This window comes from Microbacterium capsulatum, assembly GCF_030865425.1.
Taxonomy (GTDB): domain Bacteria; phylum Actinomycetota; class Actinomycetes; order Actinomycetales; family Microbacteriaceae; genus Microbacterium; species Microbacterium capsulatum.
In genome coordinates, this window is sequence record NZ_JAVFCB010000014.1 from 25,293 (window position 1) to 40,342 (window position 15,050).

16 protein-coding genes are annotated in these 15,050 nt (G+C 71.6%); 6 read left to right on the forward strand and 10 right to left on the reverse strand.

Annotation, left to right across the window (positions count from 1 at the left end):
* Positions 1-43 precede the first annotated feature (43 nt).
* From RBR11_RS17595 to RBR11_RS17605, 3 genes are all read right to left on the reverse strand, one after another.
* A complete protein-coding gene (locus tag RBR11_RS17595) occupies positions 44-1,570 on the reverse strand; it encodes an MmgE/PrpD family protein (RefSeq protein WP_308490687.1) in 1,527 nt (508 codons plus the stop codon).
* On the reverse strand, positions 1,567-2,274 hold the full coding sequence (locus tag RBR11_RS17600; protein WP_308490726.1) for a GntR family transcriptional regulator: 708 nt from the start codon (positions 2,272-2,274) through the stop codon (positions 1,567-1,569). The genes RBR11_RS17595 and RBR11_RS17600 overlap by 4 nt, the downstream gene beginning before the upstream one ends.
* 236 nt (positions 2,275-2,510) lie before the next feature.
* Positions 2,511-3,497: an EamA family transporter gene (locus RBR11_RS17605; RefSeq protein WP_308490688.1), complete on the reverse strand. Its 987-nt coding sequence runs from the start codon at positions 3,495-3,497 to the stop codon at positions 2,511-2,513.
* 39 nt (positions 3,498-3,536) lie between these two features.
* Between RBR11_RS17605 and RBR11_RS17610 the strand changes: the two genes are divergently transcribed.
* Complete coding sequence (locus RBR11_RS17610; RefSeq protein ID WP_308490689.1) at positions 3,537-4,073, forward strand: CGNR zinc finger domain-containing protein; 537 nt, start codon at positions 3,537-3,539, stop codon at positions 4,071-4,073.
* A 39-nt stretch (positions 4,074-4,112) separates the two neighbouring features.
* Here the strand turns inward: RBR11_RS17610 and RBR11_RS17615 are convergent, their stop codons facing one another.
* The 3 genes from RBR11_RS17615 to RBR11_RS17625 all read right to left on the reverse strand — a co-directional run bounded on the left by RBR11_RS17615 (position 4,113) and on the right by RBR11_RS17625 (position 6,980).
* Positions 4,113-4,532, reverse strand: coding sequence for an RbsD/FucU family protein (locus tag RBR11_RS17615; protein WP_308490690.1), 420 nt, complete (start codon positions 4,530-4,532; stop codon positions 4,113-4,115).
* Between the two features lie 149 nt (positions 4,533-4,681).
* Positions 4,682-5,680 (reverse strand): aldo/keto reductase, encoded by a 999-nt coding sequence (locus RBR11_RS17620; protein WP_308490691.1) that lies wholly within the window; start codon positions 5,678-5,680, stop codon positions 4,682-4,684.
* Positions 5,673-6,980 carry an L-fuconate dehydratase gene (locus tag RBR11_RS17625; protein ID WP_308490692.1) on the reverse strand — a complete coding sequence of 436 codons (1,308 nt, stop codon included), beginning with the start codon at positions 6,978-6,980 and terminating at the stop codon, positions 5,673-5,675. Before RBR11_RS17625 ends, RBR11_RS17620 begins: the two co-directional genes overlap by 8 nt.
* A gap of 168 nt (positions 6,981-7,148) precedes the next feature.
* Here RBR11_RS17625 and RBR11_RS17630 point away from each other — a divergent pair, with 168 nt between their 5' ends.
* Together RBR11_RS17630 and RBR11_RS17635 are read left to right on the forward strand one after the other, a co-directional pair.
* A complete protein-coding gene (locus tag RBR11_RS17630; RefSeq protein ID WP_308490693.1) occupies positions 7,149-8,009 on the forward strand; it encodes a fumarylacetoacetate hydrolase family protein in 861 nt (286 codons plus the stop codon).
* A complete protein-coding gene (locus tag RBR11_RS17635) occupies positions 8,006-8,758 on the forward strand; it encodes an SDR family NAD(P)-dependent oxidoreductase (RefSeq protein WP_308490694.1) in 753 nt (250 codons plus the stop codon). Before RBR11_RS17630 ends, RBR11_RS17635 begins: the two co-directional genes overlap by 4 nt.
* Positions 8,759-8,876: 118 nt before the next feature.
* On the opposite strand, the gene RBR11_RS17640 is transcribed toward RBR11_RS17635, so the two are convergent.
* Positions 8,877-9,815: a Dyp-type peroxidase gene (locus RBR11_RS17640; protein ID WP_308490695.1), complete on the reverse strand. Its 939-nt coding sequence runs from the start codon at positions 9,813-9,815 to the stop codon at positions 8,877-8,879.
* A 49-nt stretch (positions 9,816-9,864) separates the two neighbouring features.
* Positions 9,865-10,542 (reverse strand): FadR/GntR family transcriptional regulator, encoded by a 678-nt coding sequence (locus RBR11_RS17645; RefSeq protein ID WP_308490696.1) that lies wholly within the window; start codon positions 10,540-10,542, stop codon positions 9,865-9,867.
* A 69-nt stretch (positions 10,543-10,611) separates the two neighbouring features.
* On the opposite strand from RBR11_RS17645, the gene RBR11_RS17650 reads away from it, so the two are divergent.
* The 3 genes from RBR11_RS17650 (at position 10,612) to RBR11_RS17660 (ending at position 13,234) form a co-directional block, all read left to right on the forward strand.
* Positions 10,612-11,478, forward strand: coding sequence for an amidohydrolase family protein (locus RBR11_RS17650; RefSeq protein WP_308490697.1), 867 nt, complete (start codon positions 10,612-10,614; stop codon positions 11,476-11,478).
* Positions 11,479-11,599: 121 nt separating this feature from the next.
* Positions 11,600-12,667, forward strand: coding sequence for an L-cysteine desulfhydrase Cds1 (gene cds1, locus RBR11_RS17655; RefSeq protein ID WP_308490698.1), 1,068 nt, complete (start codon positions 11,600-11,602; stop codon positions 12,665-12,667).
* A 57-nt stretch (positions 12,668-12,724) separates the two neighbouring features.
* The gene (locus tag RBR11_RS17660; RefSeq protein WP_308490699.1) at positions 12,725-13,234 is read left to right on the forward strand and encodes a glycine cleavage system transcriptional repressor; all 510 of its coding nucleotides are present in this window, start codon (positions 12,725-12,727) and stop codon (positions 13,232-13,234) included.
* A 79-nt stretch (positions 13,235-13,313) separates the two neighbouring features.
* Here RBR11_RS17660 and RBR11_RS17665 read toward each other — a convergent pair whose 3' ends face one another.
* Together RBR11_RS17665 and RBR11_RS17670 are read right to left on the reverse strand one after the other, a co-directional pair.
* A complete protein-coding gene (locus RBR11_RS17665; protein ID WP_308490700.1) occupies positions 13,314-14,327 on the reverse strand; it encodes an aldo/keto reductase family protein in 1,014 nt (337 codons plus the stop codon).
* 9 nt (positions 14,328-14,336) lie between these two features.
* Positions 14,337-15,047, reverse strand: a complete 711-nt coding sequence (locus tag RBR11_RS17670; RefSeq protein ID WP_308490701.1) for a FadR/GntR family transcriptional regulator — start codon at positions 15,045-15,047, stop codon at positions 14,337-14,339.
* Positions 15,048-15,050: the final 3 nt, after the last annotated feature.

Here is a 15,050-nt window from a genome sequence, read left to right on the forward strand (position 1 = left end):
GCAGAAAGTGGGACATGCGATGCGGAAATCGGGACACGGTCGGTCAGAACAGGCCCTTGGGGGCCGGGGCCGTGGCGAGCACGCCGGGGGCGGCGACGATCGACAGCGCGGCGACCTCCTCCGCGGTGAGCTCGGGCAGGCGCTGCACGAGCTCGAGGAAGCGCTCGATCTCGGCCTCCTCCAGCACGGGCTCCGCGAGCGTGCGGAACTTGCGGATGTAGTCGGCGCGGGCGAACGGCCGGGCGCCGAGCGGGTGCGCGTCGGCGACGGCGATCTCGTCGACCACGGTCTCGCCGTTCGTCAGGGTGATCTCCACGCGGCCGCCGAACGCCTTCTCCGCGGGGTCGATCGAGTGGTAGCGGCGGGTCCACTCCGCGTCCTCGGCCGTGGTGATCTTGTGCCACAGCGCCACGGTGTCCTCGCGCTGCGCGCGCTCGGGCGCGTAGGAGTCGACGTGGTGCCAGGCGCCGTCCTGCAGGGCGACCGCGAAGATGTACGGGATCGAGTGGTCGAGGGTCTCGCGGGACGCCTGCGGGTCGTACTTCTGCGGGTCGTTCGCGCCGGATCCGATCACGTAGTGCGTGTGGTGGCTGGTGTGGATCACGATGCTGTCGATGTTCGCCGGGTCGGCGAGCTCGGGACGCTCGTCGTGCAGCTTGCGGGCCAGGTCGATGAGCGCCTGCGCCTGGTACTCGGCGGAGTGCTCCTTCGTGTACGAGTCGAGGATCGCGCGCTTGGGCTCGCCGGCGACGGGCAGCGGCACCTCGTAGGAGGCGTCGGGGCCGTCGAGCATCCAGGCGATGACGCCGTCCTCGCCCTCGTAGATCGGGCTCGGAGAGGTCTCGCCGCGCATCGCCCGGTCGACGGCCTCGATCGCCGCCTTGCCGGCGAACGCGGGGGCGTACGCCTTCCACGTGGAGATCTCGCCCTTGCGGCTCTGCCGGGTGGCGGTCGTCGTGTGCAGCGCCTGGCCGACGGCCTGGTAGATCGTCGGCACGTCGAGGCCGAGCAGCGTTCCGATGCCGGCGGCCGCGGACGGGCCGAGGTGGGCGACGTGGTCGATCTTGTGCGCGTGCAGGCTGATCGCCTTGACCAGGTCGATCTGGATCTCGTACCCCGTCGCGAGCGCGCGGGTGAGCGCACGGCCGTCGGATCCGACGTGCTGGGCGACCGCGAGGATCGGCGGGATGTTGTCGCCCGGGTGCGAGTACTCCGCGGCGAGGAAGGTGTCGTGGTAGTCGAGCTCGCGCACGGCGACGCCGTTCGCCCACGCCGCCCACTCCGGGCTGGTGCGGCGTTCGAGTGCGCAGCCGAAGATCGTGGATCCGGATCCGTCGACCGACACGGGGTGGTCGAGGGCCTGCTGCCGGGCCGCGCTGACGGGGGCGCGGGTGAGCGAGGCGGCCGCGACGGAGGCGTTGTCGATGATCCGGTTGATGATCATGTCGACGACGTCGGCGTCGACCTCGACCTCGTCGGCGGCGATCTCGGCGATCCGCCAGGCGAGCTGCCCCTCGCGGGGGAGCTCCTCGTCGCTGCGGTGCACGCGGAGGTGGTGGTTGACGGTCATGCTCTGGCCTTTCCTTCGGTCGTTGAGCGAGCGCCGGCGGAGCCGGAGCGAGACGAAACGGGGGCATCCGACGCACTCAGCGAATCGAGGATGCTCGCAAGCGCGTTGTGCAGGTGGACGTGGGTGGCGTGCGCGGCCAGATCGCCGTCGCCGGATCCGATCGCCTCGGCGATGAGGCGATGCTCGTTTACGGAGGCGACGAGCCGGGCCGGATTGTCCCGGGCCATGCGGCGCACGCGGACGAGGTGCGTGCGCACCGTGCGCAGCGCCGCGGTGAGGTAGTCGTTTCCGACGGCGGCGTCGAGGGCCTCGTCGAAGCGGGCGATGAGGGCGTAGTACCGGGCCCGCCCGGCATCATCGTCGAGCGTGCGGGCCGCGGCGGCGAAGGCGGCGGCGAGCACGGCGAACTCCGCCCGGTCGGAGGCCGCGGCGGCGGTGCGCGCCGTCGTCTCCTCGAGCGCCCGCCGCAGCGCGAACAGGTCGCGGATGTCGCCGGCGTCGATCCGGGCGACCACGGTGACCCGGGGCGACACCTGCTCGACGAGCCCGTCAGCGGCCAGCCGGCGCAGCGCCTCGCGCAGCGGCGTGCGGCTCACGCCGATCCGTTCGGCCTGCTCGACCTCGGCGAGCACGGTGCCGGCGGCGAGGGATCCGGACTGGATCTCCTCGAGCAGCGTGAGGTACGCGAGCTCCCCCGCCCGCATGCCCTCCCCGACCATGGTCATGGGGTTAGTGTATGCACAAAACGAGGCCATGGGCCAGTCTCCCGCGAAAGTACGGCGGTTCGTATACATTGGTTCGCCGTCCGGACAGATCCCCGGACCCGGTCCGCCTCGCGCCCGAACCACCGCGCACCCGATCCGCCGGCATTGTCCCGATCCGCGGACCTCTCCGCCGCGATCCTCGGCGGATCGGGACCGGATCGGCGGAACGGGACCGGTCAGACGGGCGAGACCGGCTCTGTCACGGGCTCGGGCGTCGCGGCGAACTCCTCGGCCACTGCGGGCTCGCCGAGCTTGACCAGCACGACGCCCGCGAGCACGAGCAGCCCGCCGCACGCCTGGAGCAGATCCGGCAGCTGACCGAGGAAGATCCACCCGAACAGCAGCGCGGCGATCACCTCGGAGAGCGCGACGAACGAGGCGACGCGGGACCCGAGCTTGCGCGTCGACACGATGCCGAGCGTGTAGGCGAGGGCGGTGGCGACGACGCCGATCGCGAGCACCGGGACGAACCACGGCACGCTGCCGAAGCGGTAGACGACGTCATGCGTGTTCCACGCCATCGGCAGGATCCCGACGGCACCGGCCACGGTGAGGCCGAGCGCGCCGACGAGCAGGCCGAGCCCGGCGAGGGCGATCGGCGGCAGCCCGGTGTCGCTGCGCGCGGAGAGCAGGAAGTACGTCGCGGCGCCGACCATGGCTCCGAGCGCCCATCCGATTCCGCCGAGATCGACCCTCGCGCCGGTGACGATGTCGAGCATGAGCACGAGCCCGACGAGCGCGACGACGGCGCCGATCATTCCGCGGGCGCCGGGGCGTTCTCCGCGCCGGGCCCAGAGCCAGAGGACGACGGCGATCGGCGCCGTGTACTCGATGAGCAGCGCGATCCCGACGTCCATGACCGCCACGGCCTGGAAGAAGCACAGCTGGGCGGCCGTGACGGCGAGCAGACCGTAGGCGAGGATCATGCCGGCGTTCTTGCGCACCGCGGTCCAGCGGCCGCGCAGCGCGAGCAGTGTCGGTACGAGCAGCACGAGCGCGGCGACCCACATGCGGGCCGTGACCGCGGCGCCCGGTGTCCAGCCGGCATCCATGAGCCCCCGGGCCCAGGCGCCGCTCATCCCGAACGAGAGCGCGGCGCCGAGCGCGAAGACGAGGCCGAAACGTGCGGTGCTCCCGCGCCTGTCATTGACCACACTGCTCATGACATGTGACGCTACTCGCGGCGGATGTAAGATGTCAATATGACCTTCGCCGATGACACCCAGGAGGCGCTGCGCTCCGCGGTCTGGCTCGTGAACTCGGCGGAGGATCCGGAGACGCTCGCGACCCTGGACGACGAGGCCGCGTTCCTGCGCGAGTTCCCGTACACCGGTCGGATGGACCGGGACGAGGCCGAGCTGCAGGCGCTGCGTGCGCTGCGCCCCCGGCTGCGCGCGATGCTGCTCGCCCCGCGCGACGAGATGGCGGCGCTCGTGAACGACGCCCTCGCCTCGATCCCGCTGGCTCCTCGCCTCGCCCGGCACGACGCGGCGGACTGGCACCTGCACGCCGTCGACGACGACAGCCCGCTCGCCGGGCGGATCCTCGTCGAGACCGCGATGGCGCTCGTCGACGTCATCCGCGCGCACGAGGGATCCCGCATCTCGATCTGCGCCGACGACACCTGCGAGGCGCTCGCGCTCGACCTCTCCCGCAACCGCTCGAAGCGCTACTGCTCGACCGTGTGCGCGAACCGCAACGCGGTCGCCGCGTACCGGGCGCGCCGCGCGGAGGGCTGAGGACGAGGCCGGTCCGTCTCCGGTTGCCCCCGGCCCGGCTCAGGCCGACGCGTGCCCGACGACGCCCTTGCGCAACAGCGCGTTGCCGTACTTGCGCGTCTCGCCCGTGCGGACCATGACGTACGCGGCCTTCGCCACGTCGTAGTAGGCGAACCGCTCGACGAACCGAGTGGTGCGCTCGGTGGTTCCGGCGGCGGCCATCAGCTCGCGCTGCACGTCGAGGACGGATCCGTCGGCCGAGGTCATGAGGTCGATGCCGGGGGCGTCGTCAAGGGGCAGGACCGATCGGATCGCGGCGACGACCTCGGGGGTCGTCGTGCCGGGCAGGTCGATCACGCGGGCGCCGAGCGCCCACGCGGGGAAGTGCGCATCGGCGACGACGACCGCGTCGGAGTGCCCCATCCGGTCGAGGTGCAGCAGCAGCTCGCCGGTGAGCAGCGGGTTGATTCCTTCGAGCACGGGGTCTCCTTCGGGTGTGCGGGGTCAGGATCCATCGTGTCCAGAATTCTGTCGCGATCCGGCCGGGATCCGGACAGAATTCGGGACACGGTCCTCGGGTTTCGGGACACGGTCGGCGGAATCCGGACCCGATCCTCGGTACTGGGCAGTCAGGCCGGGATGAGCCCCTCGGCGGCGAGCTCGCGCCAGAGGTCGGCGGGGATCTCGAGGGCGGCGAGCTCGGCGTTCTGCCGGAGCTGCTCCGGGCGGCTGCCGCCCACGACGACCGACTCCACGACCGGCGACTGCAGCGGGTACTGGATCGCGGCAGCGGGCAGCGGCACGTCGTGCTCGCGGCAGACGTCGGCGATCCGCACCAGGCGCTGCCACAGCTCCTCGGGGAGGGCGCCGTACTCGTAACGCCCGTCGCGGCGCGGCTCGCTCTGCGCGAGAAGACCGGAGTTGAAGACCGACGCCGCCACGATGCGCGTGCCCCGCTCGGCGCAGGCGGGGATGACCTCGGCCGCGGCCGGCTGCTCGAGCAGGGTGTACCGGCCGGCGACCATGATCGTGTCGAGGTCGGCGGAGCGGACGGCGGCGGTGAGCGCATCGACGGTCATCGATCCGATCCCGATCCGGCCGACCCGGCCCTCGGCGCGCAGCTCCTCGAGCGCGGGGAAGCCTTCGGCGAGCGCGAGATCGAGGTCGTAGCGCTCGGGGTCGTGCAGGTAGAGGATGTCGATCCGCTCGATGCCGAGCCGCTCGCGGGACTCGTCGAGGCTCGCCCCGATCCCGGCAGCCGAGAAGTCGCCGACCCGCAGCAGATCGTCCGGCACATGGAAGTCGTTGGCCGTGTCGAGGCCGCCCGCGACGTGATCCGGGTTCGGCCGGAGCAGGCGCCCGGCCTTCGTGGAGAGCACGTACTCGTCGCGCGGCTTGGTCTGCAGGAAGGCGCCGAGGCGGCGCTCGGACAGGCCGAGGCCGTAGTGCGGCGCGGTGTCGTAGTGCCGGATGCCGCTCTCCCACGCGGCGTCGAGCACCGCCCAGGCCTCGTCGTCGGTGAGCGCACGGAACAGGTTGCCGAGGTTCGCTGCCCCATAGCCGAGGGCCGGGATCGCCGGCCGCGGCGCGGAATCGACCTGCGTCGGCACGCGCCCCCGCTCAGACATGCGCGTCCGCCCCGCGGTGCTCGCCGGTCCAGGCGTATGCGGCGCGGCTGGCGTCCTTCATCTCCATGCCGTTGCCCGGGGCCGTGGGCGCCATGTACGAGCCGCCGCGGATGTCGGTCGGCACGACGAAGTGCTCGTGCAGGTGGTCGACGTACTCGATCATCCGGCCTTCGCGGCTGCCCGAGACCGCCACGAAGTCGAACATCGACAGATGCTGCACGGCCTCGCACAGGCCCACCCCGCCGGCGTGCGGGCAGACCGGCACGCCGAACTTCGCCGCGAGCAGCAGGTTGGCGATGTTCTCGTTCACGCCCGCGACGCGGACCGCGTCGATCTGCATGACCTGGATCGCCTCGGCCTGCAGCAGCTGCTTGAAGATCACCCGGTTCTGCGCGTGCTCGCCGGTCGCGACCCGGATCGGGGCGACGCCGCGGGCGATCTCGGCGTGCCCGAGCACGTCGTCGGGGCTGGTCGGCTCCTCGATCCACGCCGGGTGGAACTCGGCGAGGGCGTTCACCCATTCGATCGCCTCCGACACCTCCCAGCGCTGGTTCGCGTCGATCGCGATCGCGAAGTCGGGCCCGCACACCTCGCGCGCCTTGCGGAACCGGCGGATGTCGTCCTCCAGGTCGGCGCCGACCTTGAGCTTGATCTGGGTGAAGCCGTCGGCCATGGCCTCACGGGCGAGCCGCTCGAGCTTCTCGTCGCTGTAACCCAGCCAGCCGGGGCTCGTCGTGTAGCCGGGGTAGCCGGTGGCGAGGAGCTCCTGCTCGCGCTCGGCGCGGCCCGGGACGGCGGCGCGGAGGATCTCCCCCGCGTCCTCTCGGGTGAGCGCGTTGGTGAGGTAGCGGAAGTCGACGAGATCGACGATCTCCTCGGGCGTCATCCGGGCCAGCAGCTGCCAGAGCGGAAGCCCCGCGCGCTTGGCCTTGATGTCCCAGAGCGCGTTGATCACGGCGCCGATGGCCATGTGCATGACGCCCTTCTCCGGGCCGAGCCAGCGCAGCTGCGAGTCGCCGATGAGCTCGCGGAAGGTGCCGCCCATGTCGTCGAGCAGCGGTTCGAGCTCGCGGCCGACGAGATGCCCGGCGAGGGTGTCGATGCCGGCGACCTGCACGTCGTTACCGCGGCCGATCGTGAACACGAAGGCGTGCCCGGAGATGCCGTCCTCGGCGTCGGTGCGCACGATCACGTACGCCGCCGAGTAGTCGGGATCGGGGTTCATCGCGTCCGAGCCGTCGAGGCTGAGCGAGGTGGGGAAGCGGATGTCGCTGGTCTCCAGCGCGACGATGCGGCTCACGGTTCTCCTGTTCTGGGGCGGCCGGGCTGCGCAGAGCGATCGCGCCCGGCCGTCCGCCGCGGACAGTTGGAGTGTAAACATCCGATGTCTATACTGTCAACGCGGGTCCTCTGCGACGCACCCTGCGCGCGAGGATCCTCCCCGCATCCGCGAGAAGGCAGGAGAACCATGAAGTTCGCGCGTCTGGGCGAGTCCGGATCCGAGATCCCCGTCGTCATCGAAGAGGGCCGCACCTACGATCTGCGCCCCGTGACGTCCGATGTGGACGGCCCTTTCCTCGCCTCCGACCCCGCCGCACGCACGCGCGCCGCGCTCGACGCGGGTGCGCTCGCCGAACTCGACGGCGCCGACGCGCTGCGGATCGGATCCCCGATCGTACGGCCCGGTGCGGTCGTCTGCATCGGACAGAACTACGCGGCGCATGCCCGTGAGTCCGGATCCGAGCCGCCCACGGTCCCGATCATGTTCCTGAAGACGCCGAACACGGTCGTCGGCCCGAACGACACCGTGACCATCCCGCGCGGCAGCGAGAAGACCGACTGGGAGGTGGAGCTCGGCGTCGTGATCGGCGCGCGCACCGCCTACCTCGACTCCCCCGCCGAGGCCGCCGCGCACATCGCCGGTTACGTCCTGTGCAACGACGTCTCCGAGCGCACGTTCCAGCTGGAGATCTCCGGCGGGCAGTGGTCGAAGGGCAAGATCGCGTTCGGCTTCAACCCGACCGGCCCGTGGCTGGTCACCCCCGACGAGATCGACACGGAGACGCTGCGCCTGCGCAGCTTCGTGAACGGCGAGCCCCGGCAGGACTCGTCCACCGACGACATGGTCTTCACGGTCCCCGAGCTCGTGCATCACCTGTCGCAGGTCATGACGCTCGAGCCAGGGGACCTGATCCTCACCGGCACCCCGCAGGGCGTCGCGCTCAGCGGCCGGTTCCCGTACCTGAAGCCCGGCGACGTCGTCGAGGTCGACATCGACGGGTTGGGCAGCCAGCGTCAGGAGTTCGTCGCATGGGAGGCGCAGAGATGAGCGGTCAGGTCGAGGGTCTCGTCGCGATCGTCACGGGCGGGGCGGCCGGGATCGGCGCCGCGATCGCCGCGCAGCTGCACGCGCAGGGCGCGCAGGTGGCGGTGCTGGATCGGGATGCCTCGGGAGCGGATCCGCGTTTCGCCGCGTACACCGCCGACATCTCCGACCGGGCGAGCGTGGACGAGGCGGTCGCCGCGATCGCGGAGCGTTTCGGCCGGATCGACATCGTCGTCAACAACGCCGGGATCGGCGCGCAGGGCGACGTCGCCGCCAACGACGACGACGAGTGGGCACGGGTGCTCTCGGTCAATGTCACCGGCATCGCCCGGGTGACCTCGGCCGCGCTGCCGTGGCTGCGGAAGTCCCCGGCCGCCGCGATCTGCAACACGGCCTCGATCGCCTCGACCACGGGCCTGCCGCAGCGGGCGCTCTACAGCGCGTCGAAGGGCGCCGTCTCGGCCCTCACCCGGGCGATGGCCGCCGATCACCTCCGCGAGGGGATCCGGGTGAACGCGGTCAACCCGGGCACCGCGGACACCCCCTGGGTGGGCCGTCTGCTCGACTCCGCCGCCGACCCCGAGGCCGAGCGCGCCGCGTTGAACGCCCGTCAGCCGCACGGCCGCCTGGTCTCGCCGGACGAGGTCGCCGGCGCCGTGCTCTATCTCGTCAGCCCCGCGTCCGGATCCACGACCGGCACGTTCATCGAGGTCGACGGCGGTATGGCGCAGCTGCGCCTGCGACCGGAGTAGGCCGGCCGGGCGTTCCGCACTCAGCCGATCCGCGACCTGCCCGCACTGACGCGCGCGAACACGGGCGGATCGACTGAGTTCGACACGGCCTGGACCTCACCCGCGCCGTCCGCCGTGCTCAATCGTCGAGGGCGGCGAGGAGCACGGCCGACGGGGCGAAGAACACGGATCCGGTCTTCGCGGTGGACACGTCGAGGATCCGGTCGTGCAGGCCCTCGGGGACGCCGACGAACATGCGCTCGAGCATCCGCTCGATGATCTGCAGCCGGCGGGCGTAACCGATGAAATACGTGCCGTACTCGCCCGCGCCGGGGCGGCCGAACGGCATGTTGTCACGCAGGATGTCGTGCTCGCCCTCGGAATCCTCGATCGTGGCGAGCGTCTTGTGTGCGCGCTGCCCGCTCTCCGCGTCGGCGAGTTCGACGTTGTCCGCCTTGGTGCGGCCGATCACCGCCTCCTGCTCCTCGGTGCTCAGCCGCGCCCACGCGTCGAGGTCGTGCAGGTACTTCTGCACGACGACGTAGCTGCCGCCGGCGAAGGCCGGATCCTCGTCGCCGACGAGCGTGGAGGCGGGCAGGTCGGGGCCGATCGGGTTCGCGGTGCCGTCCACGAAGCCGAGGAGGTCGCGGGCGTCGAAATAGCGGAAGCCCGACACCTCGTCCTCGACCGCGACGGCGTCGCCGAGGGAGGCGAGCAGCAGCCGCTCGAACTCGAAGCACAGGTCCTGCCGGTCGGAGCGGATGTGGAACAGCAGATCACCGGGCGTGGAGACGGCGGTGTGCGTCGCGCCGGCGATCTCGCGGAACGGGTGCAGCTCGGCGGGCAGCGCACGTCCCGTCAGCGCCGGCCAGATCCGGGCGCCGATCCCGACCGTGCAGGTCAGGTGCGCGTCGAGGTCGCGGAAGCCGACCGTCTTGACGAGATCCTCGAGGCCGGCGGTCGCCGTCCGCGCCCGGTCGACCCGGTCATCACGCACGGTCACGACGAGGAAGACCGCCGATCCGGTGAGCGGCGCGTCGATGCTCTGCACCGCCAGGGGAACCCGTTCCGAAGCCATGCGCGCCTCCCGTCCGGCGCCAGGCTACACCGGCGGCCGGCTCCGCTCCTCAGGCCTGGGCGGCCTGGCGCAGCCAGCGTTCGACGCCGGCGATGTGCGCGGTCGCGAGTGAGGTCGCCAGGGCCGGATCGTGCTGGGCGATCGCATCGGCGATGGCCCGGTGCTCGGACAGCGTCCGCTCGACCGCGCCCTCCTCGGTGAGCCCGCGCCAGATCCGCGCGCGCACGGTCTGGCTGCTCAGGCTGTCGATGAGGCTGGCCAGGTAGCCGTTGCCGGTCATCCGCGCGATCTCGTGGTGGAAGCGCATGTCGTGCGCCACGAGGTCGTCGAGCGAGACGTCGGCGTCGACGGCGTCGATCTCCTGCTGCAGCTCGGCGATCGCCGCCTCGTCGCCGTGCGTGGCGGCGAGCCCAGTGGCCTGCGACTCCAGCATCCGCCGCACCGCGAAAAGCTCCAGCAGCGAGTCGTCGTCGTGCATGTCGACGACGAAGCTGATCGCCTCCAGCAGCAGGTGCGGCTCGAGGCTCGTGACGTACGTGCCGTCGCCGCGGCGTACGTCGAGGACCCGGATCACCTCGAGCGCCTTCACCGCCTCGCGCATGGAGTTGCGGGAGAGCCCGAGTCGCTCGGCGAGCTCCTTCTCCGGCGGGAGCCGGTCGCCCGGGCCGAGCTCACCGGACACGATCATCGCCTTGATCTTCTCGATCGCCTCGTCGGTGACTGCCATAGCGCACATCCTCGCAGATTCATCGGATGTCTGCACCCGCTCTCGGCGGACCTGAGAGAGGATGTCGTCATGCGCGTGCTCGACTCCCATCTGCATCTGTGGGATCCGTCCCGTCTCGACTACCCCTGGCTGGAGGGTCCGCTCGCCGCGCGGTTCGCCGGGGCCGAACTCGCGGAGACGGATACGGCCGGCGCCGCGGTCTTCGTGCAGGCCGAGTGCCTGGAGGCGCAGTTCCTCGACGAGGTGCGCTGGGTGGCCGAGTCCGCGCCCGCCACGGGCGTCGTCGGGATCGTCGCGGGTGCCCGGCTCGACCGTGGTGCGGAGACTGAGGCGCATCTCGTCGCCCTGGCGGAACTGGCGCTCGCCTCCGGAGCGCGGATCGTCGGCGTGCGCCACCTGCTGCAGGGCGAGCCGGACGGCACCGCCACGTCCGAGGCGTTCCTCGCCGGCGCGGCGTCCGTAGCCGCCCGCGGCTGGGCGTTCGATGCCTGCGTCCGCCCCCCGCAGCTGCCCGACGTCACGGCCCTCGCCGCGGCCCTGCCGGAGCTGCGGATCGTGCTCGACCACCTCGGCAAGCCCGCGGTCGGCACCGCGCCCGTCCCGCTCGTTCCCGACGCCGCATGGATCCGGGACATCGGGGATCTCGCGGTCCACGGGAACGTCGCGGTCAAGCTGTCCGGCCTGCCCGCGGAAGCGGGCGGATCCTGGGACGCCACGCAGGTGGCGCCGTTCCTCGACGTCGTCGCCGACGCCTTCGGACCGGACCGCCTGCTCTGGGGCAGCGACTGGCCCGTCTCCGCGGTCGGCCCGGAGGGGTACCGCGCGGGCGACCGCACCGCCTGGCTCGACGCCGTCGCGGGCTGGGCCGAGGATCGAGGGCTCGACGTCGACGCGGTCCTCTGGCGCAACGCCGCCCGGGTCTACGGCCTGGCCTGAACACCGCCGTCCGGCGGACAGGCGGATCCCTCCGTTCGACGTGCGCAACCGGCCGGATCCGACCCGGGAACCGAGACAGTTGAGCGCTTCGAACAGAACACCGCGCCGGTACCCTCGGTACATGACCGCCGACTGGACCGGATCCGCCATCGCCATGCTCGAGGCGGATGCGAACCGCAGCGCCGACACGCATCTGCACGTCTTCCCGCTCCCGGCGGAGTGGGGCATCGACCTGTACCTCAAGGACGAGTCGGTGCACCCGACCGGATCCCTCAAGCACCGCCTCGCGCGCTCGCTGATCCTGTACGCGCTGGTGAACGGGCGGATCCACGACGGCTCCACGCTCGTCGAGGCCTCGAGCGGCTCGACGGCGGTGTCCGAGGCGTACTTCGCGCGCATGCTCGGGCTGTCGTTCGTGACGGTCGTGCCGCGCTCGACGAGCCAGGAGAAGATCGACCTCATCGAGTTCTACGGCGGGCGCTGCCACTTCGTCGACGCCGCGTCCGACATGTACGCCGAGGCGGAGCGGCTCGCCGCCGAGTGCGGCGGGCACTACCTCGACCAGTTCACCTACGCCGAGCGCGCGACGGACTGGCGCGGCAACAACAACATCGCCGAGAGCGTGTTCAGCCAGCTGAGCCGCGAGCGGCACCCGATCCCGAGCTGGATCGTCGTCGGCGCCGGCACCGGCGGCACGAGCGCCACGTTCGGCCGGTACGTGCGCTACCGCCGGCACGACACCCGGATCGCGGTCGTCGACCCGGAGGGCTCGGCCTTCTACGGCGGCTGGGCGAACCAGGACCCGTCGTTCACCACCGGCACTCCGAGCAGGATCGAGGGCATCGGCCGCCCGCGCGTCGAGCCGTCGTTCGTGCCGGGGATCATCGACGAGATGATCCCGGTGCCCGACGCCGCGTCGATCGCCGCGATCCGGCTGCTCAAGCAGCGCACGCTGCACTGGGCCGGCGGATCGACCGGCACGAACCTGGTCGGCGCGTTCCAGCTCATCGCGCGGATGCTCCGGGACGGCGAGCGCGGCAGCGTGGTCACGCTCATCTGCGACGGCGGCGCGCGCTACCTCGACACGTACTACTCCGACGACTGGGTGGCGGAGCGGGGCTGGGACCTCGCCCCTCACCGCGCGCGGATGGAGCACTTCCTCAGCAGCGGGGAGTGGCGCGAGGAGTGAGATCCTCGGTCCGGCGTTTTCCGTGACCGCGGCGGCCGCGCTCGCTACGCTGGCGGCATGACCACGCTCATCCTCACCGTCGTCGGATCCGATCGTCCGGGCCTCGTCGCCACCGTCGCCGACGTCGTCGACGCGCACGGCGGGAACTGGGAGAACAGCCGTCTCGCCGAGCTCGCGGGCACGTTCGCCGGGGTGATCGAGGTGTCCGTTCCGGCCGAGCGCGTGGACGCCCTGCGCGGCGAGCTCTCCGGCCTCGACGGACTGCTCACGATCGCGGTGCAGCCCGGCACGGCGGCGTCCGAGGACGCGTCGCCCGTGCGGCTCACCGTGCACGTGCTCGGCAACGACCGCCCGGGCATCGTGCGCGAGGTGTCCGGCGCGCTCACCGCGCACGCGCTGACGATCGGCAGCATGACGAGCGAGGTGCGCGACGCGGCGATGGCCGGCGGGCGCCTGTTCGAGGCGACCGTGGTCGCGACCGTGCCCGCGTCGGCGGACCCCGATGCGCTGCGCGCGACCCTGGAGCGGATCGCGAACGACCTGCAGGTCGACATCACGATCAACTGAGGCATCGCCGCCAGCGGGGTCGTTGAGCGAGGACGCCGCGTTTCGTCTCGCTTCGCTCGCTCAACGACCCCGAACGGGCTCAGACCAGGCGGTGCTTCGGCGACACCTCGTACGTGTCGGCCGGGTCGGAGTGCACGACCGAACCCAGCGCCGCGTCGATCGCGGCGAGGGTGTCGGCGTCCAGCACGACGCCGGAGGCCTTGACCGTGTCGGCGAGCTGCTCCGGGCGGGAGGCGCCGACCAGCGCGGCGGCGACGTTCGGGTTCTGCAGCACCCACGCGATCGCGAGCTGCGGCATCGTCAGACCCGCCTCGGCGGCGATCGGCTTCAGCCGCTGCACGGCCTCGAGGATGTCGTCCTGCAGGAGTTCCCGGATGAAGTGCGCCCCGGAATGCGGATCCGTCGCGCGCGAGCCCTCCGGAACCGGCTGACCGGGCAGGTACTTGCCGCTCAGCACGCCCTGCGCCATCGGCGACCAGACGATCTGCGAGATCCCCAGCTCCTCCGACGCGGGGACGACCTTGCCCTCGATCACGCGGTGCAGCATCGAGTACTGCGGCTGGTTCGAGATGAGCTGCACGCCCAGCTGCTTCGCCAGCGCGTGGCCCTCGCGGAGCTGCTCCGCGGTCCACTCGGAGACGCCGATGTACAGCGCCTTGCCCTGACGGACGACGTCGGCGAACGCCTGGAACGTCTCCTCGAGCGGGGTCTCGTAGTCGAAGCGGTGCGCCTGGTACAGGTCGACGTAGTCGGTGCCGAGGCGCTGCAGGGATCCGTTGATCGACTCGAAGATGTGCTTGCGGCTGAGGCCGGTGTCGTTCGGGCCCTTCGGGCCGGTCGGGAAGTAGACCTTCGTGAAGATCTCCAGGCTCTCCCGGCGCTGGCCGGCGAGCGCCTTGCCGAGCACGACCTCGGCGGCGGTGTTCGCGTAGGTGTCCGCGGTGTCGAACGTGGTGATGCCGGCGTCGAGCGCGGCCTGCACCGTCTTGATCGCGGCGTCGTCCTCGACCTGCGAGGCGTGGGTGACCCAGTTGCCGTAGGTGATCTCGGAGACCTTCAGACCGCTGTTGCCCAGGTATCGATAGTTGACCATGGCTCCAGGCTAGGGCCGGCCGGCGACGTCGGGGGCCACGGCCTCCTCGGCCATCTGCTTGCGCAGCCAGTACTCGGTCTGCGCGACGTGGCCCGCGGCGGCCGCAGAGGCCGCTGCCGGATCCCGGGCGACGAGTCCCCGCGCTATTGCGCGGTGCCCGGCGTCCGAGAGATCCTTCAGCTGCGCGGCGTCCTCGTCGTCGAAGATCCGGTACTGCCGGGTCCGTGAACGCAGCACCTGCAGGAGGCTGGTGAGCGCGGCGTTGCCGGCGAGGTCCGCGATGCGCATGTGGAACTCGTGATCGAGCCGGGAGGCCTCGTCGTCGTCCGTGCAGTCCGCGATCCGCTCCACGAGCTCGGTGAGCCCCGCCAGGGTCTCGTCGTCCGCGCGGGCCGCGGCGATCGCGGCCGCGTGCGCCTCGAGCGGGCGACGGATCTCGACGAGTTCCAGGATCGCGTCGAGCGGCAGCAGGTCGACGGTCAGCGAGAGCCCCTGGATGAGATCCGCGGGCCGCAGGGTGCTCACGTAGCTGCCGGATCCGTGCCGGGTCTCCAGGACGCCGAGCGCGGCGAGCATCCGGATCGCCTCGCGCACCGAGCCGCGGGAGACGCCGAGCTGATCGCACAGCTCGCCCTCGCTGGGGAGCTTGTCGCCCGGGCGCAGCGCGCCGTCGGCGATCAGCGCACGCAGCCCGTGCAGTGCGGTGTCGAGTGCGCTCATGCT